We start from the raw sequence: 23,385 nt of genomic DNA on the forward strand, positions 1-23,385 counted from the left end.
GTTGCCGCAATGCTTGGGGACAGATCAAAGCGAACCGACCGTTGCGGTAGCTTCCGTATCACTCGAAGTTAGCGTTCACGCGTCCTGCCCAAATGCAGACTGATCGTATTCCACTCAGCAGATGCCACGAACGTCTGCTTCCAAGAGGCCGCCGCTTTCAGCTGAATGCCCGCAATGGGCGCGAAGCCGAACGACCATTTTTACGCTCATCGGTAATGCAGCGTGGCAGAGTTTGGCCGTAAGCCGCTGGTCTGCTTCAAGGCGCAATCGCGGTGAAGCAGACACGCCGGGCCCTGCGGCCGGCTTGTTGGAGCGATTGCACGGACCGGCATGGCCCCTTCACCGCTCTCGCGCGATGGTGGAAACTTACGGCTCAGCTTTCGGTTGGCCTCCTGCCAAGGAGAGATGCCATGACCGAACTCACCTCGCTTAACGCCGGCCACGGTGGCGAGACCCACCAGACCGCCGACGCCGATCACCCCGTGCTGACGACCAACCACGGCACGCCGATTTCGGATAATCAGAACCAGCTCAAGGCCGGGCTCCGCGGGCCGGTCCTGCTCGAGGACGAGGTTTACCGCGAGAAGATCAACCACTTCGATCACGAGCGCATCCCGGAGCGGATCGTCCATGCGCGTGGCTCGGCCGCGCATGGTTACTTCGAGTGCACGGAAAGCCTCGCAGACATCACCGTCGCCGACCTGTTCCAGCGGAAGGGGCAGCGCACCGAGGTGTTCACCCGCTTCTCCACGGTGGCGGGCGGCGCCGGCTCGATCGACACGCCGCGCGACGTGCGCGGCTTCGCCGTCAAGTTCTACACGCGCGAGGGCAACTGGGATCTCGTCGGCAACAACATCCCGGTGTTCTTCATTCAGGACGCGATCAAGTTTCCCGATCTGATCCACGCCGCCAAGATGGAGGCCGACCGGGGCTACCCGCAGGCGGCCACCGCCCACGACACGTTCTGGGACTTCATCAGCCTCATGCCCGAGTCGACCCACATGATCATGTGGGCCATGTCGGACCGGACGCTGCCGCGCACCTTCGCCAATATGGAGGGCTTCGGCGTCCACACCTTCCGGTTCATTAACAAGGAAGGAAAGAGCACCTTCGTCAAGTTCCACTGGAAGCCCAAGGCCGGCCTCGCCTCGACCATCTGGGACGAGACCGTGAAGATCGCCGGAGCCGATCCGGACTTCCAGCGCCGGGACCTGTTCGAGCGCATCGGGCGCGGTGACTACCCGACTTGGGAACTCGGCGTGCAATTGTTCGACGAGGCATTCGCTAACAGCCAGCCCTACGATGTCCTGGATGCGACCAAGATCATCCCGGAGGAGGTGCTGCCAGTAAAGATCGTCGGGCGCATGGTGCTCGACCGCTACCCGGACAACTACTTCGCGGAAACCGAGCAGGCGGCCTTCGTGCCGAGCCATGTCGTGCCGGGCATCGGCTTCTCGAACGATCCGCTGCTCCAGGGCCGTCTGTTCAGCTACACGGACACGCAGCTCTCGCGGCTCGGCTCGGTGAACTTTCACCAGTTGCCGATCAACGCCGCCAAGGGGCGGGCTGCGGCGGCGGGCTGCCCGTTCATGAACCAGCAGCGCGACGGCCGCATGCAGATGGCGGTGCCGAAGGGCCGCGCCAACTACGAGCCGAACAGCCTCGCCCGCGCGGGTGAGCCGGGCGGCGCCCGTGAGGACGCCTTCAAGGGCTACGTGACCTTCCCCTCGGAGGAGGAGGGGCAGAAGCTGCGCATCCGGCCGGAGAGCTTCGCCGACCACTACAGCCAGGCGCGGCTGTTCTTCCGGTCCATGGACTCGGCCGAACAGGCCCACATCGCCTCCGCGCTGGTCTTCGAACTATCCAAGGTGAGCCTGGAACACATCCGGCTGACGATGCTCGCCAACCTGCGCAACGTCGATGAGGATTTGGCGACCCGCGTCGCCGATGGACTGACGATGGACCTGCCCCCCGCCTCGCCGACCGCCGCACCGGTCCTGGACATGGCGCCGTCACCGGCCCTGCGCATCATACGTGGTCCCCTCGAGCGGCACACGCTCGAAGGCCGCACCATCGGCATTCTGATCGCCGATGGGACGGATGCGGATGAGCTGAAGTCGCTCAAAAAGGCCATCACGGCCGCGGGCGGCCATGCGATGACCATCGCCCCGAAGGTCGGCAAGGTGCCGCTCTCCGACGGCTCGGCCATCGCCGCCGACGCGCAACTGTTCGGTCAACCCTCGGTCACGGTCGATGGCTGCGCGGTGATTCTCTCCGAGAAGGCCGCCGGCAAGCTCGTGAAGGAAGCGGCCGCGGTGCAGTGGGTGATGGATGCCTTCGGTCACCTGAAGGCCATCGGCGCCAACGCCGCCGCAAAGCCGCTGCTCGACAAGGCGGGCGTCGAGGTGGATGAGGGCGTGACCGACCTCAACGATTTCGTTGAGGCGGCGAAGAAGCGCTACTGGGACCGCGAGCCCAAGGTCCGCACGCTGGCCTGATCAGGCAGTGAAGGCCGTTCGGTACGCACATCGCCGCCGAACGGCCGTGGATTCGCAAGCCGACCTCAGGCCCCCATGGTCATAACAGAACCACCGTCGACCCGGAGGAACTCGCCGGTGATGAAGCTGGCATGTTCCGAGCACAGGAACGTAACCGCGGCTGCGACCTCCTCGGCCCGGCCACGGCGCTTGGCGACGATGCCGGGGCGCTCCTCGTCAAGCGTCAGCTTGATCGCCTCGTCGAACGAGATGCCCTTCTCCTTGGCCTTCTTCTCCATCTGAGCGTCGGTCATCGGCGTCGCGATGAAGGCCGGGCCAACCGCGTTCACGAGTACGCCGTCCGGCCCGTAGGCCTTCGACAATCCCTTCGCGAGGTTGAGGACGCCGGCCTTCGCAGCGGCGTAGGGAAGCTCCTCGATGTAGGGTTGCACGGCGTCCTCCGATGAGAACAGTACGACCCGGCCCCAGCCTGCCGTGCGCATATGCGGGATGAAGGCCCTGGTCGCGCGCACGCCGGCCATGAGGTCGGTCTGGATCGCCTCGATCCAGTCCTCGTCCGTGAGTTCGAGAAAGTCGCCGGACGCACCCGTGATGCCGGCGGCGCAGACGAGGATGGTGGGCTTGTCGTCGAAGGCCATGTTGGCGAAGGCGGCGAGCACCTCGATGCCCTTCGCCGTGCTGAGGTCAGCCTCGACCGCGCGAACCTGGCCGAGCGCCGCCAGCTCCGAGGCCGTAACCTGCAGTTCGGGACCTTCCTTGTCGGTCAGGACGACGTGGACGCCCTCGCGCAGCAGGTGCTCGGCGGTCGAGCGGCCCATGCCCGATTTCGCGCCTGTGACGACGGCGACGCGACCTGAGATCCCGAGATCCATGTGCCTGCACTCCCTTGCGATGATGGATGGAGAACGCGGACCGCCGAGCTCCGGCGGCCACCCATCCTGCGGCAAATGCTGTCGGCCCGGTTCACTCTCTGTCTGGCTGTATCCGCACGCTCTCGCCTCAGGCCGTCACGTTGGCGCTGTCTCCGGCGGTCACGGCGTAGCTCGTGCCGCTGACCATGCGGGCGGCATCGGAAGCCAGGAACACGACCGCCGGGGCGACGTCGTCGGGATCGATCCAGGGCACGCCGAGCGGCGACTTGCCGGCGAGCGCCGCTTTGGCGGCCTCCTCGTCCTCGGCCTCGTTCCCGGACGGCGCCTTGTTGCCGACCTGCAGGGCCTGCGTGTACCGCTCCTCGTGGCGCGTCAGCGGCGTGTCGATCAGGCCGGGGATGACGGCGTTGACTGTGATGCGGTGCTTGCCGAGTTCGAGGGCGGCCGACTTCATCAGCCCGATGATGCCCCACTTCGAGGCCGAGTAGGCCGAGCCGTTCAGGGTGCCGTGCTGGCCCTGGGTCGACGACGTGACGATGATGCGGCCGCCGCCGCGGGCGACGATGTGGGGAGCGAAGGCCCGGATCGCGTTGGCGGTGCCGGTCAGGTTGACGTCGATCTGATCATGCCAGTCCGCATCTTCCATCTTCAGTAGGGGCTTGAACGCCTGGATGCCGGCGTTAGCGAACAGGATGTCGATGCCGCCTAAGGCCTGAACGATCCTGTCGGCGGCGTTCCGCAGTGCGCCGATGTCGCGCTGATCGGCCGTCAGCCCGAGCCAGCGACGCCCCGCGGCCTCGACCATGCGTCCCGTATCCGCCAACTCGTCGGGTGTCGCTTTCGCCGCTTCCATGATCGAGCTGACCGGCCCGGCGATGTCGATGCCGACAACGTCCGCGCCGGCCTGGGCGAGGGCGGCCGCGGAGGCCCGGCCGATGCCGCGGGCCGCACCCGTCACCACCGCGACCTTACCGTCCAATCGGAACAGGGAGTTCGAACTAGAATCTGCCATCGCGAGCCTCGGAATCCTCGCCCCGTCGAAGGGCTGTCGTAGACCCGAACGCAGCGGATGGAATTTCGGCATGTAACGACTGCGCGATGTGAAGCCGCCGTGGTCTCGTCGGCTTTGGCCCAGGCGAGCACTCCGACGGCAGGGGTTCGCGAAGAAATCCTCGGAAGCGTCGCAGCCGTCCGTCATAGAGCTAGCTAAAAGCGCGAACGAAAGGCTTGGCTCGCCATCGACCGGACCCGTTGCCCGGTCATCGACCGACGGGGGCTGAAACGCGGAGCCCTGCGATTTGATGGAATATCCATGGCGAGATGGACGGACACGTCGCCCCCCACCCCGGAGGGTTATCTCACGCGCCCATGCCGGACCGATCGGGCCTCACCCGCAAGGACCGGATCGGAAGCCGCTAGAGGTCCATTCCCGACAAGGTCGCGGCCGACTGGATCAGGGCGAGATGCGTCAGCCCCTGGGGCAGGTTACCGAGGAACGCCCCCGTCGCCGGATCGGCCATCTCGGAATATGTCCCGGAGTTGCGGTCGAGCGCCGCCACCACGGCCTCGAACTTGGCGGATGCGTCCCGCTCGTTCCCGAGCAAGGCGAGCGCCTCCACGAGCCAGAACGTACAGGCCAGGAAGCAGCCCTCCTCGGCGTCGACCCCGGTGTACCGGTAGTGATAGGGGCCGCGCCCGAGCTCGCGGTCGATGGCCTCGCAGGTCGCCCGCAAGCGATCGGGATTGCCGAACTCGAACCGAACGGCCAGGATGAGCGAGGCGTCGAGCCTGTCGCTGCCCGGATACATTGCGTAGGCCTGAAGCTGCTCGGACCAGCAGTGCTCGTCGATCCAGGCGGCCACCCGGTCGCGGGCACGCGCCCAACGGTCCCGGCAGCTTCCGGGCAGATGCCCGCCATCGGCCATCTCGACCGCCCGGGCCAGCGCTTGCCAGCAGCTGATCTTCGAGCCCGTGTAGTGCTGCTTCTCGGGCAGCTCCCAGATCCCGGAATCCTTCATCTTCCAGCGCTCGGCGCACTCGTCGGCCAGGCGCGCCAGCAGGGCGCCGCTGCGCAGGTCGAGCATCCCGCCGCCGGCCACGAACCGCGCGGCCGTCTCGAAGATGTCGCCGTAGATGCCGTGCTGGTGCTGCCCGGTTGCCGCGTTGCCGGTCCGGACCGGGCGGGAGTTGCGGTAGCCGGGGAGATCGAACTCCTCCTCGTCCGATACGGGCGCGCCGTTCATTGTGAACAAGACTTGCGCGCCGTGCTCCCCCAGGTGGCGGAACATCCACGCCAGCGCCGCGCTGGCCTCCGCGTGGGCCCCGAGCCGGAGAAAGGCCTTGATGACGTAGCCGGCGTCGCGGATCCAGGCGTAGCGGTAGTCGTAGTTCTTCTTGCCGCCGATGCCCTCGGGCAAGGAGGTAGTCGCGGCGGCCGCGATGGCGCCGGTGGGCGAATACAGCAGGAGCTTGAGCGCCAGGGCGCTGCGCTCAACCTGTTCACGGTACCGCCCGGCGTATCCCAGCCCCTCCGTCCAAGCCCGCCACGCCTTGCACGATACCTCGATGCGTCGGTCGATGTCGGCGATCGGCGCGACGACCAGAGGCTCGTGCTCGCCGGCGATTATGGCCACGGTCGCGCTCTGCCCGGCCTCAACCGAGACGCTGGCCCTGATGGCGTGATCGTCCTCCGCATCGACGACGACGCAGTCGCCATAGCGGAACAGGCCCATCAGACCGGCGACGTGGAAGGCGCTGCCGCTGCCGTTTGATGAGAGGAAGGGGCCAGCCGTATCGCCCCGGGTGCCGAAGACGAGCTCGACGCGGAAGCGGACGTGTCCCTCCAGGCCCTCGATCCGGCGCGCAAGCTCCGCCCACGGGAGGCGGCCGGCGTTGCCGCTGTTCAGGCTTTCGGTCAGACGGGCCTTGCCGGTCGCGGTGGTGAACACCGTCTCATGGACGTTGCTTCCGGTGCGGTAGCCGATCTCGCAGGTGAACGGTGCATCGGGCGTCACGGCAAAGTAGCCGCCTCCGTCCGGGTTGAGCAGGCGGTCAAACAGCGGAGGCGAGTCGAGGTTCGGGCAGCACCACCAGTCGATCGACCCGTCGGCACCGGAGAGCGCAACCGAGCGCCCTTCGCCCAGGGCCGCATAAGCCTCCAGGGGGAGATAGCCGTCCTCGCGTTCGACGGGTCTGCCGGAACGGGGGAACGGCTTCAGCACGCGTACGGCTCCTGACGACGAACCGTGATGATAGGGCGAGCCGGCCGTTGTGCAGATGCGACATCATATGTGTGCGATGCGGCGAAATCGGTCCGTCGGCCTCAGGGCGCCCAATTGGGGGAGCTGCCGATCAGCGACGCCAACCTCTTCGTCAGATGCTCGTGGAGGGCCTGCCACCGACGGATGGTTTGGTCCTACCGCCTTCGTGCTCGTGGTTGGCCGCCGCGATCGATGCCCCATGTTCCAGCGCCCATGCGCATAGGGCCTCGAACGGTTGACGCAGCGAATGACCCAGCGGCGTGATCGCGTACTCGACGCCGATGGGGGCGGTCGGCAGCACGGTCCGAGTCACCAGACCGTTGCGCTCAAGCCTCTTCAACGCGTCCGCCAGCGCCTTGTGCGTGATGCCGTCGAGCCGCCGCTTGATCGCGTTGAACCGTGCCGGCTGCGGGCAGAGTACCGTGAGAATCAGGATCGTCCACTTGTCGGCGATCTTGTCCAGCACCGGGCGGACCAGCGCCATGTCGGCGAGCGCGCAGGCGTACGCGGCATCCGGATCGGTATCGTCGGCCATATCTAGTCTATTCCAAGTGCGTTCTTGATAGCAGATATATGATCTGTATCTGGGAGGCCATCGCAGCTGAAGGGATACGGCGATGGCTCGCATGGTGAACAAGGTCGCCCTCGTGATCGGCGGGGCGAAGGGCATAGGCCTGGCGGTCGCCGAGCTGCTGGCGGCTGAGGGCGCGTCGGTCGTCCTGACGGGACGGCGCGCCGACGAGGTCGAGGCGGCTGCCGCGAGGGTCGGGGGCGGTGCTCGGGGTCTCGTCGCCGACTCGGCCCTCCAGGAGGATCTGAACCGCGTCGTGGCGACGGTGCGGGAGACGCACGGCCGGATCGACGCGCTGGTCCTCAACGCCGGCATCTCCGAACCGGCGACCCTGCGCGACGGGACGCCGGAGCATTTCGACCGCCACTTCGCGGTCAACGTGCGTGGAGCTGTCTTCGGGTTGCAGGCAGCTCTTGGCGCGATGGAGCGCGGTGGATCCGTCGTGCTTATGGGATCGATCGCCGACGTCATGGGTGTGACGCCCTACGGGACCTACGCCGCCACGAAGGCAGCGCTGCGTTCCAACGCGCGCACGTGGACCGCGGAACTGGCCCCGCAGGGCATCCGCGTGAACGTCGTGGCCCCCGGGCCGACCGACACCGCCATGATGGCGAACGTGCCGGAGGAGGGGCGGGCCGCGCTGATCGCACCGATCCCGCTCGGACGCATGGCGCGCCCGGAAGAGGTTGCTGCGGCGACGCTGTTCCTGCTGAGCGACGAGGCGAGCTTCGTCGCGGGGGCCGAACTCTGTGTCGACGGCGGAATGAGCCAAATCTAGTTCCGCTACGTCGGTTTCGGCATGTCCGCTTCGGCGGCTTTTCTTCCCCGAAGCAGACCAGCCGAAATCCACCCCGAGCGGACTCCATAGGCAAGCGTGACATGCGACTAAGCAGCCATTCTCGACAGCCGTCAGCCATCCAACTGCGAGTTCGATCGATCTAGCGCACCACTAGCGCAGCACCCTGCATCCCCTGCTCTATCAATGACTTAGCCGTGCTCACGCTCAAATCATAATCCTTGTGTCGGGGGTTCAAATCCCTCCCTCGCTACCATCTCTTTTCCCAACAGCATTGATCTCTGCGGACCGGCCTTCTGGCCGGTTTGACGTTTCTGGCTCCGGTTGATCGGTGGGTTCACCGATGCGCCAGGGCTTCGATCGCTTCGCCATGGACTGAGGGCTGGTCGGAGTCGCGGTCGAACACGCCAGTGACGCTTGCTCGCGGCTGCACGATTTGTGACGCCTATGATGCGGACTTGACCGGAGCCGTCGGCAGTTCGATCCGCGCGCTCGTGGAGATGGGCCGGACAACCCAAACAGCTGCCGCGTGCGCGCATCGCGTCGCTACGTCCGCGACGGAGGGCCGCCGCTCATGCGCCGGGTCGCCGTGCTCGGGCTGTCCCCATCCGAGCCGCTGGAGCCGCACCCGCCCCGAAGCGTCGGGCGCGCGAGCGGCACGCCCCCGGGCTTCGGGTCGTCGCGGATCGGCTAGCGCGCGCCCAGCAACCGCGTGGTGACGGCGGCCCAATAGGCCGCTCCGACAGGCAGGGCGTCGTCGTTGAAATCATATGCCGGATTGTGGAGCGGCGCGCCGCGCTCAGCCCCGTCCGTCCCGATCCACGCATAGGCGCCCGGACAGGCTTCGAGCATGTAGGCGAAGTCCTCGGAGGCCATGGAGGGCACGACATCGCCGTGCCGCACGGTGATGTCAGGGACCGCCGCGGCGGCCTTGAGCGCAATCCCCACGGCATCGCCCGTGTTGACGGTGGCCGGATAGCCGAACCGATAGGACACATCCGCCCTGGCGCCATGCGTGGCGGCGATGCCCCCGGCGATGGCCTCGACGAGCTCCGCGACGCGCTTGCGCACGGTGTCGCTCAGGCACCGGACCGTGCCACGGATGACCGCGCGCTCGGGAATGACGTTGTAGGCGTCGCCGCCGTGGATCTGCGTGACGCTGAGCACGACCGGCTCCGTGGGGGCGATCCGGCGGCTCACGATGGTCTGCAGGGCGAGGACGATCTCGGAGACGACCACCAGCGTGTCGGTGCCACACTCCGGCATGGCCGCATGGGTGCCGAACCCGGCGACCGTGATCTCGAACGTGTCGAGGGAGGCCATGATGGCGCCGATCCGGGTGGCGAAGGTCCCGAGCGGCAGGCCCGGCCAATTGTGCAGGCCGTAGACGGAATCGCACGGGAATTGCCGGAACAGGCCGTCCTCGACCATGGCGCGCCCGCCGCCCTCGAGTTCCTCGGCCGGCTGGAAGATGAAGTGCACGGTTCCGGAGAGATCGGTGCGCGACGCGAGGTGCCGCGCCGCGCCGAGCAGCATCGCCACGTGGCCGTCATGGCCGCAGGCATGCATCACGCCGGGCGTCCGGGATGCATGAGCGGCGCCGGTCGACTCCTGGATCGGCAGGGCGTCCATGTCAGCCCGCAGGCCGATGGCCGGGCCGTCGCCCCGGTTCAGGGTCCCGACCACGCCGGTGCGGCCGAGCCCGGTCTTCACCGACAGGCCGCAGGCGGCCAGTTCCCGGGCGACGAGGTCCGCCGTGCGGACCTCCTGGAAGGCCAGCTCGGGATGGGCGTGCAGGTCGCGCCGCCACGCGACCATCCGCTCCACGGTCTCCGCCTCGATGCCCATGTGAACTCTCTCACCTGCCGGAGGCCGCCGGAGCGCCTCGATCCCCCGTCCCAACCCTACGCCCTTCCGCGCGGCGGTTCACCCCAGCGGCGGGTGCATGAAGAACTGCGCGATCAGGACCGCGCCGAGGAACGTCCCGGCATTGGCCATGAACGAGACGACGACGATCCGCCAGCCGAGGCGGCGGAAGGCGGGCACGTCCTTGGCGACCGAGAGCCCCGCGAAGGTCAGGATCGGCGTGGCCAGCGCCAGGAAGTTAAGCTTGCCGGTCAGGGCGGCGATCTCGGCCGCGTAGGGCGTGCCGGGATAGGTCAGCGCCATGCCGATGATCGAGACCCAGAGGACGGCGGGCAGGCGCCGGCCGAGGAGCAGGTACAGGCCCCAGCCGGCAAGCACGGTGCCGATGATGATCGCCATCCCGGCCACGACCTGCGCGTCGGGGACGACGCCGTAGGTCAGCCAGTTGCCGATCAGCCCGTAGGCGCCGATCAGGATCCAGGCGAGCACGGTCTCGCCGAGGCCGATCCGCACCTCCTGATGGGCCGGCGCGGCAGCCTGCGGATCGACCTCGGCCGGGCGGGCGGCGTCCGGCCGGTTGCGGCCGAGGATCGGCTCCAGCTTGCCGTAGGCCCAGATCGTGAAGGGCAGCGACAGGAACAGGGTGAAGTACGTGCCGATCGTGGTGGTGACGAGGTTGCTGGCCGCCGCGAAGGTGGCGACGTCCTTGGCGACCTCGGGCGTCTGCTGGGCCGCGATCGCCCCCGAGGCGGCGGCCATCATGCTGCCGGAGCCGACGCCGGCGCCCATCGCCAGGGCCAGCGGGTTGAAGATCTTCAGGCTGGCGATCAGCCCGGCCAGCAGGGCGATGAACACCGCGCCGAACACCGTGCCGGTCAGGTACTCGGCCAGCACGCCGCGCCCTTCCGGCGAATCCATGCCGTAGCGCTCGCCGATGATGGCGAGGCTCGGCTCGCGGCCAACCGAGAAGGTCGCGCCGATCGCCTCGCGCTTGATGCCGAGCAGGAGGGCGACCGGCAAGCCGAACACCATCGTGCCGAAGAAGTGGCCGAATTCCTGGAAGGCCAGGGCCCAGCCCGAGGCCAGGATTTTCGGCAGCGACCCGCCGACGAGCAGGCCGAGCTTGGCGATGAAGATCAGCAGCGCCGGTTGCAGATAGGCGCCGGCTGCGTTCTGCAGCGCCTCCGACAGTCTCAGCGGCGCGGGCAGGCGGGGGCTCATCAGCCCCAGCGCACCGCCCAGCAGCAGGGCCCAGAGCAGCGGCAGCAGCACGATCTTGCCGGCGCCCACCGGAATGCTGACGTTGCCGATCGCCTCCGCGATGACGACAATGACGAGGGCGAGCAGGAACAGCGTGAGTTTGCCGCCGCCCGAGACGGGCTGCGCGACCGGCCGCGTATTCGTTGCGAAGAGTTCGCCCGCCATCGTCATCCTCCATGCCCTCCCGAGGTTGCCCATTGCTCCGCCTGCCGGTCTTGATGGCCAGCTTGTCGGTTGATCCTCTTGGTCGACCCGGCTCGCGGGGCGCATTCACCGGTCAGCCTCTGATCGGCCGTCCAACCCACCCCCTCATGCTGAGGTGCCCGCGTCAGCGGGCCTCGAAGGAGCCCTCCAGATAAACCTGCGATCCCTGGAGCCCTCCTTCGAGGCTGCTTCGCAGCACCTCAGGATGAGGGGGGCAGGTGGGATGAGGGTCGTGCGCCTTGGTCGGGCGGGCGCTTTCTCCGTTGTCGTTCCTGGTCGGTCGCCGGTTCCCCTCGCGAGACCGGCCTAGCCCACGTAGCCGAAGGTCACGGCCGGCTCGGCGGCGGTCTCGACCCAGACGCTCTTGGTCTGGGTGTAGGCCATCAGCGCCTCGCGGCCCGAGGAGCGGCCGAAGCCCGAGCGGCCGAAGCCGCCGAACGGCGAGGCCACGTTGATGGTCTTGTAGCCGTTGACCCAGACGGTGCCGGCCCGCAGAGCCGCCGCGACCCGGTGGCCGCGCCCGCCGTCCCCGGTCCAGACCGCGCCTGCGAGGCCGTAGGGCGTGCCGTTGGCCAGCGCGACCGCCTCGTCCTCGCCGTCGAACGGCAGGACCGCGAGGACCGGGCCGAACACCTCCTCCCGGGCGATCGCCGCGTCCGGCGCGACGCCGTCCACGATGGTCGGGCCGTAGTAGAAGCCGCCCGTGTCGCGCAGGGCCGCAGGGCAGGCCCCGCCCGCCGCGATCGTGGCCCCCGCCCCCGCGGCGGCATCGACCATGGCGGCGATCTTGTCGCGCTGGCGCCGGTTGTTGATCGGCCCGATCTGCGTCGCCGGGTCGGTCGGCGTACCCACCGGGATGCGCGCGGCGGCGTGGGACAGGCGCTCGACGAAGGACGCGTGGATCGAGCGGTGCACGAGGAGGCGGGAGCCGGCCACGCAGCTCTGCCCGGCGCCGCCGAAGATTGCGGCCTGCGCGCCGATCAGCGCCCGGTCGAGATCGGCGTCGGCGAACACGATGTTGGCCGACTTGCCGCCGAGCTCCAGAACGCTCGGCACGATGGCGCGGGCCGCCGCGGCGGCGATCTGCGCACCGGCCTCGGCCGAGCCCACGAACACGACGAGCCGGGTCTCGGGATGGGCGACCGCCGCGGCGCCTGTGGTCGGGCCGGCGCCCGCCAGCACCGAGACGAGGCCGCGCGGCATCCCCTCGGCGCGGTCGCAGAGCAGGCCCAGCGCCAGCGAGGTCAGGGGCGTCAGCTCGGAGGGCTTCAGCACCACGGCGTTGCCGGCGCAGATCGCCGGCGCGATCTGCCAGCCTGCCGTGAAGATCGGGGCGTTCCAGGGGGTGATCTGCACCACGGTGCCGAACGGCTCGTGGCGGGTGTAGTTCAGGTGCGAGGTCGGGACCGGGATGACGTCGCCGTGCAGCTTGTCGCACCAGCCGGCGTAGTACTCGAACATCTCGGCGACCTTGGCGACCTCGCCGCGCGTGTCGCGGATCGGCTTGCCGGCCGAGAGGGTCTCCAGCTCGGCGAGCGCGACGGCGTGCTGCCGGACCAGGGCGGCCACGGCCCACATCGCCCGGCCGCGCGCGGCGGCGCTCATCCCCCACCACGCGCGCTGGGCGTCGCGGGCCGACGCCATGGCGGCTTCGACGACCGACGGCCCGGCATCGGCGAAGGTCGCGAGTACGCCGCCATCGGCGGGGTTGGTGAGATCGAGGGCGGCGCCGGTCCCGGCGAGAATCTCGCCGGCCACGACGCTCCCGATCCGGCCGCCCGGCAGTAGGTCGGCCAGGAGTGCGGAGACCCGGTCGGCGGCGGGCGAGTGCGGCATGCCGGACATCAGTGGGCTCCCTTGGGATCGCGGTAATCGGCCATGCGGGTGAAGTCGGCCGTGTCGGGGATGGCGGCCTGCGTGGCCTGCCAGATCCGCCTCACCTCGGCGGAAAGCGGTAGGTCGATCCCGCATTCGGCGGCGAGTTCGAGGGCGAGGCGCACATCCTTGCGCATCAGGCCGGCCGAGAAGCCGCTGTCGAAGGTGCCGGACTGGACCCAGCGCGGGACCATGACCTCGCTGATTGCGCTGCGGCCGGTGGCGGTGTTGACGACCTTGACCGCTTCCTCGGCCGACAGGCCCGCGGCCTCGGACAGGCGCAGAGCCTCGCCGGTGGTGACGAGATGGGCCGCCACCAGCAGGTTGTTGACGAGCTTGACGATGTTGCCGGCGCCCGAGGGCCCGACATGGGGGGCGCGGGCCGACATGGCCTCCAGCACCGGCCGGGCCAGCTCGTAATCCGCCCCGGCGCCGCCGATCATCATGGTCAGGGTGCCCGCGGCTGCGCCGGACGGGCCGCCGCTCACCGGGGCGTCGAGAAGCGCGTGACCGGCCGCGGCGAGGCGCTCGGCGAGGCGCCGGGTCGTGCCGGGATCCGAGGTCGAGGTGTCGATCACCACCACCTTCCGGTCGGTCCGGGAGAGCAGCCCGCCCTCCGCTGTGACCACCGCCTCCACGTCCCGCGCCAGCGGCAGCGAGAACACCAGGGCGTCGGCCCGGCCGAGCACGTCGTTGAGGGCGTCGAAGACGGTGACGCCGGCCGCCTCGGCGGCGGGGCGCCGGGCCGTGTCGAGGTCGTAGCCGAGGACCACGAAGCCCTTGCGGGCCAGGGTCGCGGCCATGCCCAGACCCATATTGCCGAGCCCGACGACGCCTACCGTTGCGATGGTCATGCCGATCCGTCCTCACCGTGCGGGAGGATGATCCCGGCAATAGAGCGTTGCCACAATCATGGATTTCTGCACGCAACGTGCGGAAATCCAGCACGGTGACGTCAGGCCGGTGGGGGACGGAACGCCACCATATGGTCGGCCAGCCAGCCGAGCAGGCGCGCTGCGCCCTCGGGCAGCCGTCGCCCGGCCCGGATGACGAGGTGGGCGGTCGCCTCGGACAGGATCGCGTCGCGCAGCGGCACCGCGTTCAGGAGGTCGGCCCGCAGCTCGGCCGCGACCACGAAGCGGGGCAGGAACGCGACGCCCATGGCGGTCATCACGAAACGGCGGTGCAGCTCGAAGGACGCGGTCTCCAGCCGCGGTACCAGACGGAAGCCGCCGTCGGCCTCGACGCGTCCGATCAGCTGCCGCACGCCATGGTCTGGGGGCAGGAGAACGGCGGGCTCGGTGGCGAAGCTGCGCAGCGGGATCGGCGCCCCCCCGTCGGCGAGGGGATGGCCTTTCGGCAGGATGGCGAACAGCGGCTGCCGAGCGGTGACGACACCGCGGACATCCGGGTGGGCAGGTGGGTTGTAGACGAGGCCGATATCCGCGTCCCCCCGGGCGATGGCCGCGAGGATCCCGTCGGTGGTGCCGATCTCGACCTGATAGGCGATGCCCGGATGGTCCTGCGCGAACCCGGCAAGTGCGTTGTCGAGGAGGTCGATCAGGAAGCCGGCGCCGCAGCGCAGGCTGATCGTGCCCCGCTGCACCCCGCGCAGGCGCTTCAGCTGGTCCTCCAGCAGCGCCGCCTCGTCGGCCTGCCGCTGCGCGTGCGCGGCGACCAGACGGCCTGCCTCCGTGGGGACCACGCCCCGGGGCAGGCGCTCAAGCAGGGTCTCGCCGACCTGCGTCTCCAGCTCGATGATCTGCCGGCTCACCGCCGAGGCGGCGACGTTCAGCACCTCGGCGGCCGCACGGACCGAGCCCGCCCGCACGACGGCCAGCAGGTAGCGCAGGGCGCGGTCGTTCACGGCGGCGGGTCCCCGGCGGCGCCGCGTCGGTCCATCGCGACGGCGCCCCGCGCCACGACGAGCACGGGCTCCTGGCGCTCGACGATCACCTGCGGCACGCCGCCGGCCGCGAAGGCGATCAGATCGGCCCGCGCGCCGGGCGCCACCGCGCCTGTGCCGAGGCCCAGAACCCGCGCCGGGGTGACGGTGATCGGGTCGAGGAGCCCCGCGAGGTCCGCGTCTCCGCGCAGGTCGAACCGGTAGGCGGCGAGCTGGGCGCGGGCGATCATGCTGGTGACGGTGGCGGGATTCCAGCAGTCGCGGACGTTGTCGGTGCCGAAGCAGACCGGGACGCCGAGGTTCCGCAGCCGCGGGATCGGCGGGCAGCGGGCCCCGCCCGGCACGCTGCTGAGGATCGCGACGCCGGCCCGGTTCAGGGCTTCCGCGATCCGCCCAAGTTCCAGGTCGTCGGTGTCCGCCAGGGCGAAGGCGTGGCTGATCGTGACCTGCCCGCTCAGCCCGGTCGCCGCGGTGCGCGCGGCGATCGCCGCGATCGTGGCGAGGCCGGCCGCGCCGCCGTCGTGAAGGTGGATGTCGATGCCTCTGCCGTGCCGCTCGGCCAGGGCGAAGACGATGTCCAGGTGACCGTCGCGGTCGCCGTCGATGCCGACGGGGTCGAGGCCGCCGACGAGGTCCGCCCCCATCCGCAGGGCCGCGTCCAGATCTTCGGCGACTGGCGGGCAACCCAGGATGCCGCTCTGCGGGAAGGCGACGATCTGGATCTGCATCCGGTCGGCCCAGCGCGCCCGCAGGTCGAGGATCTGGGCGAGGTTGTCGAGCCGCGTGACGTCGTCGATGTCGACATGGGTCCGCAGGCTCGTCGTGCCGCCGCGGAGCATGCCTTCGAGGAGCGCCTCGGCGCCCTGCTCGGCAAGCGGGATCCGCGTGGCCCGGCGGAACGCCTTCTCGGCGTCGATGATCGCGCGGACCGACCCCACCGCCGCGTGCGGGCGCCACGGCAGGCCGAGCAGGCACTTGTCGAGGTGGACGTGCCCGTCCGACAGGCCCGGCAGCACCAGGGCGCCACCGAGATCGATCGTGCGGGTGGCGGGCGGCAGCGGCGCGCCGGGATCGCGTAGCGCCGCTACACGGTCGCCCCGGATGTCGATCGTCACCCGACTTCCGTCGGCGAGCGCGGCGTCGTGGAGGCGCAGGTCGCAGGGGGCGTCCGCGCGCGGTTCGGTGCTCGACGTCATTGCGGGGCTCCTTCAGAGCGGCCGGCCCGCGGCCACGACGGTCCGGATGGCGAAGCTCGATTGCAGCCGGGCGACCCCCGGCAGGCGCGACAGGACATCCTTGTGCAGCCGCTCGTAATCGGCCGCATCGATCACCTTGAGTTTCACGAGGTAATCGGCCGTCCCGGTCATCAGATAGCAATCCTGCACCTCGGGACAGCGCCGGACGGCCGCCTCGAACCGGTTGAGATAATCCTCGGTCTGGCGGTCCAGGGTGAACTGGGTGAGGACCACGAGGCCCGGCCCGTCGACCGCGCCGCCGATCAGCGCCGTGTAGCCCCGGATGATCCCGGCTTCCTCCAGCAGCCGCACGCGGCGATGGCAGGCGGAGGCCGACAGGCCGACCGCGGCGGCGAGATCCGCGTTGCTGATCCGGCCGTCGCCCCGCAGGGCCTGGATGATGCGACGATCGATCTCGTCCACGTCCGACTCGCAGGAACTTCGAATTCGCCGCAGAAAATTGCACGGCCACGCTTCAAATTCAAATTTCTTCGGCAGGACGCACGCCCCTTCGACGATCCTTCGTATAGCTTTCCGGCATTGCATCGCAGCGCTGTCCCAGGGGCCGCCATGAGCAGGATCGATCGCGCGTTCCGGCCTGATCCGGGCCCGGCCGGGACGGCCTCCGCCCTCCTCACGATCGATCTCGCGGCCATCGCGGAGAATTACCGCCGGCTTGCCGTGCGGGCGGGGACGGCGACCTGCGCGGCCGTCGTCAAGGCGAATGCCTACGGGCTCGGCGCCGACCGGGTCGCGCCGGTCCTGGCCGCTGCCGGCTGCCGGCACTTCTTCGTCGCCCAGGTCGGCGAAGGCGTCGCCCTCCGGTCCATCCTCGGCGCCGGACCGGTGATCGCTGTGCTCAATGGCGCCGCCCCGGGCAGCGAGGCGACCTGCGCGGACCACGACCTCGTGCCCGTCCTGAACGACCGAACCCAGCTCGACGGCTGGCAGGACTTGGCCCGGCGACGCGCGCGGCACCTGCCCGCGATCCTCCAGGTCGACAGCGGCATGGCGCGCTTCGGTTTCTCGCCGGACGAGATCGGCGCGCTCCTCGACCGGCCGGACGCCTTCGCGGGTCTCGACCTGCGGCTGGTGATGAGCCACCTCGCCTGCGCGGGCGAGCCGGATAGCCCGGTCAACGCGGCGCAACTGTCCGTCTTCCAGGCCGTCCGCCGACGCCTGGCCGCGGTGCCGGCGAGCCTCGCGGCCTCGTCGGGAATCTTCCTCGGTCCGGATTTCCACTTCGACATGGTGCGCCCCGGCGCCGCCCTCTACGGGATCGCCCCGCAGGAGGGCGCGCCGAACCCGATGCGCCCCGTGATCGGCCTGCGGGCCCGGGTGATGCAGACGCGCAGCGTCCCGGCGGGGACGCCGGTCGGCTACGGGCACGCGGCCGCAGTCACCCGGGACAGCCGCCTCGCCACGGTCGCGATCGGCTACGCGGACGGGTTCTTCCGCAGCACGGCGGGCGGCGCGGCGTGGTTCGGCGGCGCCCGGCTGCCGCTGATCGGGCGCGTCTCGATGGACAGCCTCGTCCTCGACGTCACCGACGTGGCGCCCGGCACCCTCGGGCCGGGGGCGCTCGTCGACATCGTCGGGCCGGAGCGCGACGTCGACGCCGTCGCCGCCGCCGCCGGCACCATCGGCTACGAGGTCCTGACCAACCTCGGCCACCGCTTCCACCGCTTCTATCTCGGAGCCTGAGGCCCGCCATGCACGTGATCATCCTCGGCGGCGGCGTCGTCGGCGTCACCTCGGCCTACTACCTCGCGCGGACCGGCCATCAGGTCACCGTGCTGGAGCGCCAGCCCGGCCCTGGCCTGGAGACCAGCTTCGCCAATGCCGGCCAGGTCTCGCCCGGCTACTCGGCCCCCTGGGCGGCGCCCGGGATTCCCGTGAAGGCGCTCAAGTGGATGATGATGCGCCACCGCCCCTTGGTGCTGTGGCCGCGGCTCGAGCCCCGCCTCTACGCGTGGCTGATGCGGATGCTCGCGAACTGCACCGAGGAGGCCTACCAGCGGAACAAGGGCCGCATGGTCCGGCTCGCCGAGTACAGCCGCGATGCGCTGCGCGACCTGCGCGCCGAGACCGGCATCGCCTACGACCACCGGGAGAAGGGCACGCTGCAGCTCTTCCGCACGCGGAAGCAGCTCGACCACGTCGGCGACGACACCCGCGTCCTCGACGCATACGGCGTGCCCTACACGGTGCTGGACCCGGCCGGCTGCATCGCTGCCGAGCCGGCCCTCGCCGGCGTGCGCGACGTGTTCGTCGGCGGCCTGCGGCTGCCGGGCGACGAGACCGGCGACGCCCACCTGTTCACGCAGCGCCTCGCCGCGCTCTGCGAGGGCCTCGGCGTGACCTTCCGCTACCGCACGGGGATCGCGCGGCTGCACCATGCCGGCGACCGGGTGACGGCGGTCGAGACCGCCGACGGCGACCTCCTGCAGGCGGATGCCTACGTGGCGGCGCTGGGCAGCTACACGCCGGCCCTGCTCCGCCCCCTCGGGATCGCCCTGCCGGTCTACCCGGTGAAGGGCTACTCCCTGACGCTGCCGATCACCGATGCGGCGGCCGCGCCGGTCTCGACGGTGATGGACGAGACCTACAAGGTCGCGATCACGCGGCTCGGCGACCGCATCCGCGTCGGCGGTACCGCCGAGCTCGCCGGCTTCAGCAGCGCCCTGCGCGGGCCGCGCCGCGAGACCCTCGCGCGCTCGGTTCAGGACCTGTTCCCGGCCGGCGGCGATCTCGGGCAGGCCGCGTTCTGGACCGGCCTGCGGCCGATGACGCCGGACGGCACGCCGATCGTCGGCGGCACGCGGGTCGGCAACCTGTTCACCAACACCGGCCACGGGACGCTCGGCTGGACCATGGCCTGCGGCTCGGGCCGCCTGCTCGCCGACCTCGTGTCCGGCCGGGCCCCCGAGATCGCGAGCGACGATCTGGCGCTCGACCGCTACGCCGCGTGAGCCAGCCGTCGTACCCGAGCCTTCAAAGGCGAAGGGGTACGCGTGGCTGGCCCACGCGTTACTGGCCCTTCGCCTTTCCGATCTCGGCTTGCAGGTCCGGGACGACCTGGAACAGGTCGCCGACCAGGCCGTAATCCGCCACCTGGAAGATCGGCGCGTCCTCGTCCTTGTTGATCGCCACGATCACCTTCGAATCCTTCATCCCGGCCAGATGCTGGATCGCCCCCGAGATGCCCACCGCCACGTACAGGTCCGGCGCCACCACCTTGCCGGTCTGGCCGACCTGCCAGTCGTTCGGCGCGTAGCCCGCATCCACCGCCGCCCGCGATGCGCCCACCGCCGCCCCCAGGCTGTCGGCCAGCGGCTCGATCAGCTCGTGGAACTTGTCCGACGAGCCGAGCGAGCGCCCTCCCGACACGATGATCCGCGCCGCGGCCAGCTCCGGACGGTCCGACTTGGCGATCTCCTCGCCCCTGAAGCGCGACCCGCCCGCCTCGGGCGCCGCCGCCGGGACCGGCTCGACCGGCGCCGCCGCCCCGCCCTCGCCGGCCGCCTTGAACGCCGCCGTGCGCACCGTGATCACCCGCTTGCCCGGAGGCGTCTGCACGGTCTGGATCGCGTTGCCGGCGTAGATCGGCCGCTCGAACGTGTCGGGCGACACGACCTTGATGATGTCGGAGACCTGCGCCACGTCGAGCAGCGCGGCCACCCGCGGCAGCACGTTCTTGCCCGTGGTCGAGGCCGAGGCGATGATCGTGTCGTAGGGTTCGGCGATCGCGGCGATCAGGGCCCCGACCGGCTCGGCCAAGTCGTGGTCGTAGGCCGCGTCCTCGCCCAGCAGCACCGTGTCGACGCCGTCGAGCCTGGCCGCGGCCTCGGCCACGGCTTTCGATCCCGAGCCGAGCACGAGGGCGTGGATCGGCCCGCCGATGTCCCTGGCGGCGGTCAGCGCCTTGAGCGTGCCGTCCTTGATCTGGCCGTTGCCGTGCTCGACGAAGAGAAGCGTGGTCATGTGCGCGAACCCCTATGGCTGGCGGGCCGCGCTCGACCGGGACGGGAGCGCGGCCGCGGTGGCAGAGACTTAGATGACGCCGGCCTCGACCTTGAGCTTCTGCACGAGCTCGGCCGCGGAGGCGACCTTCACGCCGGCCGAGCGGCCCGGCGGCTCGGCGGTCTTGAGCACCGTGAGCTTCGGGGTCACGTCGACGCCGAGCGCGTCCGGCGCCAGCTCCTCGAGCGGCTTCTTCTTGGCCTTCATGATGTTGGGCAGCGAGGCGTAGCGCGGCTCGTTCAGGCGCAGGTCCGTGGTGACGATGGCCGGGAGCGTCAGGCTCACCGTCTGCAGGCCGCCATCGACCTCGCGGGTGACGTCGAGGCTGCCCGCGCCGGGCTCGATCCTGTACGCGAAGGTGCCCTGCGGCCAGCCGAGCAGGGCGGCGAGCATCTGGCCGGTCTGGTTGGAGTCGTCGTCGATCGCCTGCTTGCCGAGGATGACGAGCTGCGGGCTCTCCTTGTCGACCAAAGCCTTGAGCAGCTTGGCCACGGCCAGCGGCTCGCAGGCGACGTCGGTCTTGACCAGGATCGCCCGGTCAGCCCCCATGGCCAGCGCGGTGCGCAGGGTCTCCTGCGCCTGTTGCGGGCCGATCGACACCGCCACGATCTCGCTGACCGTGCCCTTTTCCTTGAGCCGGATCGCCTCCTCGACGGCGATCTCGTCGAAGGGGTTCATCGACATCTTGACGTTGGCGAGTTCGACCCCGGAGCCGTCGGCCTTCACGCGGATCTTGACGTTGTAGTCCACAACCCGCTTGACGGGCACAAGCACCTTCATCCTGCCTCTCCCAACACTCTTCGATGGCTGCGCGCAGACCGGCGTCGCGTCCCGCGCGAACGCGTCACGAGTCGAGCAGACCGGCGAGCTTCATGGCCATGCCCTGCGAGCCCTGGACCTTCAGGCGGCCGGTCGAGAAGGCCATCACCGGGCTCAGCTTGCCCTGCACCAGCTTCAGCAGGTTGTCCGAGCTCAGCTTCATCACCGTGTCGGCCTCGCCGCCCTCGTCGGTCGACACGTTCACGCCGCCGCCGGTTGCGTCCACGAGGATGCTGCCGCCATCGGTGAGATCGAATCGCACCCGGTAACCGAGCGTGCTGAGCGCCTCCGACCGTTCCTCGATGGAATCGACCAGCTGCCCGAGATCCGCCATCGCTCTTCTCCGTATCTCTGGATTGATATCTCTGGATTGACCGCCCCCGCCCGGTTTCCGGTCGGGGGTTCTTCGTCAGAACATCGCCTCGTCGAGGGCCATCATGGCGTCCTTGCCGGACTTCACGGCGGCCAGCAGGCCCGCGACCTGCGGCAGGATGCGCTCCATGTAGAAGCGGGCCGTGGCGAGCTTGGCCTCGTAGAAGGCGCGCTCATCGGTGCCGGCCTTCAGCGCCGTCTGGGCGACCTTGGCGGAGCGCAGCCACATGTAGCCGAGCGCCACCAGCCCGAAGAGCCGCAGGTACTCGGTGGCGGCCGCGCCGGCCTCCTCCGGATCCTTCAGGCCCCGCTGGGCGATGTGGGCGGTGGCAAGCTGCAGCGCGCCGAAGGCCTTCGCGAGCGGCTCCGCCAGCGGCGACAGGTCGTCGTCCTCGATCGCCGTGTCGAGAAAGGCCAGCACGGGGTGGAAGAAGCTGCGCAGGTATCGCCCGGCATGGGCCGGGAGCTTGCGGCCCACGAGGTCGAGGGCCTGCACGCCGTTGGTGCCCTCGTAGATCATCGAGATCCGGGCGTCGCGGACGTACTGCTCCATGCCGTGATCGCGGATGAAGCCGTGGCCGCCGTAGACCTGCATGCCGATGCTCGCCGCCTCGAACCCGAGATCGGTGAACAGCGCCTTCACCACCGGGGTCATGAGCGCGGCGAAATCCTCCGCCCGGCGCCGCTCGGCGGGGTCCGGGTGGTGCTCCATCACGTCGAGGCTTCGGGCGACCCAGGCGCCGAGCGCCCGGCAGCCCTCGTTGTAGGCGCGGATCGTCATCAGCATCCGCCGCACGTCCGGATGGACGATGATGGGGTCGGCGGCCAGATCCGGCCGCTTGGTCCCGGCCAGGGACCGGCCCTGGAGCCGCTCCTTGGCGTAGGCGACGGCCCCCTGGTAGGCGGCCTCGCCAGCCCCCAGCCCCTGGATGCCCACCGACAGGCGCTCGCTGTTCATCATCGTGAACATCGCGCGCATGCCCTTGTGCGGCTCGCCCACGAGCCAGCCTTTGGCGTCGTCGAACGACATCTGGCAGGTGGCCGAGGCCTTGATGCCCATCTTGTGCTCGAGGGCCGAGCAGGTGACGCCGTTGCGCTCGCCCGGCGTCCCGTCCGCGCGGGGCAGGTACTTGGGCACGAGGAACAGGCTGATCCCCTTCACGCCCTTCGGTGCGTCGGGAAGTTTCGCCAGAACGAGATGGATGATGTTTTCGGTGAGGTCGTGGTCACCCGCCGAGATGAAGATCTTCGAGCCGGTGATCGCGAAGGAGCCGTCGCCCTGCGGCACCGCCTTCGTCCGCAACAGGCCGAGATCGGTGCCGCAATGGGGCTCCGTCAGGCACATCGTGCCCGACCACGTCCCGTCCACGAGCTTCGGCAGATAGGCGGCCTTCAGCTCTTCCGAGGCGTGGCCCTCGATCGCCTGATAGGCGCCGTGGCTCAGGCCCGGATAGAGGCCGAAGGAGAGGTTCGTCGAGCAGATCATCTCCTCGACGAGCTTGTTGATGCCCGCCGGTAGGCCCTGGCCGCCATAGGCCGGATCGGCCCCCATCGCGGTCCAGCCGCCCTCGCGGAACGCCCGGTATGCCTCCGGAAAGCCCTTCGGCGTGCGCACCACGCCGTTCTCCAGCTGGCAGCCCTCCACGTCGCCGGAGGCGTTCAGCGGCAGCAGCCGCTCCGTGCAGAACTTCGCCGCCTCCTCCAGGATGGCGCCGGCGACGTCGGGGGTGAAGTCCTCCAGGCCCGGAAGGATCGGGGCCTCTGGGTCGGTGTGCAGCTCGTGCAGCACGAAGCGCATGTCGCGCAGGGGAGCCTTGTAGGTCTGCAT

The 23,385-nt window shown here is 69.8% G+C and carries 19 protein-coding genes; 4 read left to right on the top strand and 15 right to left on the bottom strand.

What is annotated here, in order from left to right:
* Nucleotides 1-410 precede the first annotated feature (410 nt).
* A complete protein-coding gene (locus AAHG09_RS06790) occupies nucleotides 411-2,498 on the top strand; it encodes a catalase (protein ID WP_342106158.1) in 2,088 nt (695 codons plus the stop codon).
* Between the two features lie 65 nt (nucleotides 2,499-2,563).
* Here the strand turns inward: AAHG09_RS06790 and AAHG09_RS06795 are convergent, their stop codons facing one another.
* From AAHG09_RS06795 to AAHG09_RS06810, 4 genes are all read right to left on the bottom strand, one after another.
* Nucleotides 2,564-3,370 carry an SDR family NAD(P)-dependent oxidoreductase gene (locus AAHG09_RS06795; protein WP_342106159.1) on the bottom strand — a complete coding sequence of 269 codons (807 nt, stop codon included), beginning with the start codon at nucleotides 3,368-3,370 and terminating at the stop codon, nucleotides 2,564-2,566.
* 127 nt (nucleotides 3,371-3,497) lie between these two features.
* The gene (locus AAHG09_RS06800) at nucleotides 3,498-4,382 is read right to left on the bottom strand and encodes an SDR family NAD(P)-dependent oxidoreductase (RefSeq protein ID WP_342106160.1); all 885 of its coding nucleotides are present in this window, start codon (nucleotides 4,380-4,382) and stop codon (nucleotides 3,498-3,500) included.
* A gap of 403 nt (nucleotides 4,383-4,785) precedes the next feature.
* A complete protein-coding gene (locus tag AAHG09_RS06805; RefSeq protein ID WP_342106161.1) occupies nucleotides 4,786-6,591 on the bottom strand; it encodes a glycoside hydrolase family 15 protein in 1,806 nt (601 codons plus the stop codon).
* Nucleotides 6,592-6,742: 151 nt separating this feature from the next.
* Nucleotides 6,743-7,165, bottom strand: coding sequence for a winged helix-turn-helix transcriptional regulator (locus AAHG09_RS06810; protein WP_342106162.1), 423 nt, complete (start codon nucleotides 7,163-7,165; stop codon nucleotides 6,743-6,745).
* A gap of 82 nt (nucleotides 7,166-7,247) precedes the next feature.
* On the opposite strand from AAHG09_RS06810, the gene AAHG09_RS06815 reads away from it, so the two are divergent.
* Nucleotides 7,248-7,979: an SDR family NAD(P)-dependent oxidoreductase gene (locus AAHG09_RS06815; protein WP_342106163.1), complete on the top strand. Its 732-nt coding sequence runs from the start codon at nucleotides 7,248-7,250 to the stop codon at nucleotides 7,977-7,979.
* Between the two features lie 708 nt (nucleotides 7,980-8,687).
* Here AAHG09_RS06815 and AAHG09_RS06820 read toward each other — a convergent pair.
* The 7 genes from AAHG09_RS06820 to AAHG09_RS06850 all read right to left on the bottom strand — a co-directional run bounded on the left by AAHG09_RS06820 (nucleotide 8,688) and on the right by AAHG09_RS06850 (nucleotide 16,766).
* Nucleotides 8,688-9,845: a M20 aminoacylase family protein gene (locus tag AAHG09_RS06820; RefSeq protein ID WP_342106164.1), complete on the bottom strand. Its 1,158-nt coding sequence runs from the start codon at nucleotides 9,843-9,845 to the stop codon at nucleotides 8,688-8,690.
* A 78-nt stretch (nucleotides 9,846-9,923) separates the two neighbouring features.
* Nucleotides 9,924-11,294 carry a DUF3100 domain-containing protein gene (locus AAHG09_RS06825; RefSeq protein WP_412759996.1) on the bottom strand — a complete coding sequence of 457 codons (1,371 nt, stop codon included), beginning with the start codon at nucleotides 11,292-11,294 and terminating at the stop codon, nucleotides 9,924-9,926.
* A 339-nt stretch (nucleotides 11,295-11,633) separates the two neighbouring features.
* A complete protein-coding gene (locus tag AAHG09_RS06830; RefSeq protein ID WP_342106166.1) occupies nucleotides 11,634-13,172 on the bottom strand; it encodes an aldehyde dehydrogenase family protein in 1,539 nt (512 codons plus the stop codon).
* Nucleotides 13,172-14,056 carry an NAD(P)-dependent oxidoreductase gene (locus tag AAHG09_RS06835; RefSeq protein ID WP_342106167.1) on the bottom strand — a complete coding sequence of 295 codons (885 nt, stop codon included), beginning with the start codon at nucleotides 14,054-14,056 and terminating at the stop codon, nucleotides 13,172-13,174. Before AAHG09_RS06835 ends, AAHG09_RS06830 begins: the two co-directional genes overlap by 1 nt.
* A gap of 101 nt (nucleotides 14,057-14,157) precedes the next feature.
* Nucleotides 14,158-15,069, bottom strand: coding sequence for a LysR family transcriptional regulator (locus AAHG09_RS06840; protein ID WP_342106168.1), 912 nt, complete (start codon nucleotides 15,067-15,069; stop codon nucleotides 14,158-14,160).
* Nucleotides 15,066-16,304, bottom strand: a complete 1,239-nt coding sequence (locus tag AAHG09_RS06845; RefSeq protein ID WP_342106169.1) for an amidohydrolase — start codon at nucleotides 16,302-16,304, stop codon at nucleotides 15,066-15,068. Before AAHG09_RS06845 ends, AAHG09_RS06840 begins: the two co-directional genes overlap by 4 nt.
* 12 nt (nucleotides 16,305-16,316) lie before the next feature.
* Nucleotides 16,317-16,766 (bottom strand): Lrp/AsnC family transcriptional regulator, encoded by a 450-nt coding sequence (locus tag AAHG09_RS06850; protein ID WP_342106170.1) that lies wholly within the window; start codon nucleotides 16,764-16,766, stop codon nucleotides 16,317-16,319.
* Between the two features lie 147 nt (nucleotides 16,767-16,913).
* On the opposite strand from AAHG09_RS06850, the gene alr reads away from it, so the two are divergent.
* Together alr and AAHG09_RS06860 are read left to right on the top strand one after the other, a co-directional pair.
* Complete coding sequence (alr, locus tag AAHG09_RS06855) at nucleotides 16,914-18,047, top strand: alanine racemase (protein WP_342106171.1); 1,134 nt, start codon at nucleotides 16,914-16,916, stop codon at nucleotides 18,045-18,047.
* Nucleotides 18,048-18,055: 8 nt separating this feature from the next.
* Nucleotides 18,056-19,315 (top strand): D-amino acid dehydrogenase, encoded by a 1,260-nt coding sequence (locus tag AAHG09_RS06860; RefSeq protein WP_342106172.1) that lies wholly within the window; start codon nucleotides 18,056-18,058, stop codon nucleotides 19,313-19,315.
* A 58-nt stretch (nucleotides 19,316-19,373) separates the two neighbouring features.
* On the opposite strand, the gene AAHG09_RS06865 is transcribed toward AAHG09_RS06860, so the two are convergent.
* The 4 genes from AAHG09_RS06865 to AAHG09_RS06880 form a co-directional block, all read right to left on the bottom strand.
* A complete protein-coding gene (locus AAHG09_RS06865) occupies nucleotides 19,374-20,327 on the bottom strand; it encodes an electron transfer flavoprotein subunit alpha/FixB family protein (RefSeq protein WP_342106173.1) in 954 nt (317 codons plus the stop codon).
* A gap of 69 nt (nucleotides 20,328-20,396) precedes the next feature.
* Nucleotides 20,397-21,146, bottom strand: a complete 750-nt coding sequence (locus tag AAHG09_RS06870; RefSeq protein ID WP_342106174.1) for an electron transfer flavoprotein subunit beta/FixA family protein — start codon at nucleotides 21,144-21,146, stop codon at nucleotides 20,397-20,399.
* A 64-nt stretch (nucleotides 21,147-21,210) separates the two neighbouring features.
* Nucleotides 21,211-21,519, bottom strand: coding sequence for an SCP2 sterol-binding domain-containing protein (locus tag AAHG09_RS06875; protein ID WP_342106175.1), 309 nt, complete (start codon nucleotides 21,517-21,519; stop codon nucleotides 21,211-21,213).
* 75 nt (nucleotides 21,520-21,594) lie between these two features.
* Nucleotides 21,595-23,385: an acyl-CoA dehydrogenase C-terminal domain-containing protein gene (locus tag AAHG09_RS06880; protein WP_342106176.1), complete on the bottom strand. Its 1,791-nt coding sequence runs from the start codon at nucleotides 23,383-23,385 to the stop codon at nucleotides 21,595-21,597.

This window comes from Methylobacterium guangdongense (assembly GCF_038442355.1).
Taxonomy (GTDB): domain Bacteria; phylum Pseudomonadota; class Alphaproteobacteria; order Rhizobiales; family Beijerinckiaceae; genus Methylobacterium; species Methylobacterium guangdongense.